Source organism: Streptomyces sp. NPDC055078 (assembly GCF_053607985.1).
In genome coordinates this window covers 1-1,193 of the sequence record NZ_JBSGUP010001144.1, presented here as the reverse complement: position 1 = coordinate 1,193, position 1,193 = coordinate 1, and the positions used below count along the sequence as shown (strand labels likewise).

The 1,193-nt window shown below is 71.1% G+C and carries 1 protein-coding gene and 1 pseudogene; both read left to right on the top strand.

What is annotated here, in order from left to right; genetic code table 11:
- The first annotated feature begins 92 nt into the window (after positions 1–92).
- Positions 93–953 carry a fumarylacetoacetate hydrolase family protein gene (locus tag ACWF94_RS40825; RefSeq protein WP_453500408.1) on the top strand — a complete coding sequence of 287 codons (861 nt, stop codon included), beginning with the start codon at positions 93–95 and terminating at the stop codon, positions 951–953.
- A gap of 27 nt (positions 954–980) precedes the next feature.
- Positions 981–1,193 (top strand): annotated as a pseudogene (locus ACWF94_RS40820) (hypothetical protein); the annotation flags it as partial.

Here is a 1,193-nt window from a genome sequence, read left to right as displayed (position 1 = left end):
CGCCTCCTGTGCGGACGGGGTGTCCGCGCGTTCCCGGTCCGGATTTTCGTATCGCTTGACATGATGCCGTCTCGCATTGAAAGATGCTCGCCATGCAAGTAGTGACGACACAGATCGGCCTGGGCCGGATCGAGGGCGGGGCTGTCGCCTTGCTGGACACTGCTTTTCCGCACGTCGGCGCGGTCCTTGAGCAGGAGGGATCGCTGCGGTGCCTGGCGTCCTGCGCGGTGCGCCGGCGCATCCCGCTCGACGAGGCCACGTTCATCGCGCCGCCGGGCCGTCCCCGCGCACTGTGGGGCGTCGGGTTGAACTATGTGTCGAAAGCGGCCCGGACCGGCCGGGGACTGCCCGAGCGGCCGATTCTGTACCTGGCCGCGTCCTCCGGTGTGCCGGCACCCGGCGGGCGGGTGGTGATCCCGCCGGCCGTGACCGAACCCGACTACGAGGGGGAGATCGCGGTCGTCGTCGGGCGCCGGCTGTACCGGGCGACCGATTCGGAGGTCTGGCCCGCGATCGCCGGCATCACCGCCGCCAACGACATGACGGCGCGTGATGTCATGCGCACCACAGGCACCCCCGCCCTCGCCAAGAGCTACCCGGGGTTCACGCCGCTCGGCCCCTCGCTCCGCACTCCCGACGACCTCGCCGACCGCGACGCGATCCGGGTACGGACCCGGGTCAACGGCGAGCTGCGGCAGGACGACACAAGCGCCGGGATGATCTTCCCGATTCCTGATCTGCTCAGCAGGCTGTCGTGGTTCGCCGCGCTCGAACCCGGCGACGTCGTCCTCACCGGAACCCCGGCCGGCACCGGCCAGGACCGTGCGTGCTTCCTCGCCGACGGCGACGAGGTACGAGTCGAGGTGGACGGCGTGCTGCCCCTCGTCACCCGCGTCGTGCGTCCCCCGGACGCCTCAGCGCGCGACCACCGGCTGACCGAACCGGTCAGCTGACCGCACCTCACCCTGGAGCCCACACCGATGTCCAACTCCTCCGTGCCGTCCTATGACCTCGTCCTGGCCGGCGGCACCGTCATCGACCCGGCATCGGCCACGAACGCCCGGCTCGACGTGGCGGTCACCGGTGACCGTATAGCCGCCATCGGCGAGGGCCTGGCGGCGAACGCGGCCCGCACGATCGACGTCACCGGCTCCACCGTGCTGCCGGGCCTCGTCGAGGGCCACACCCACATC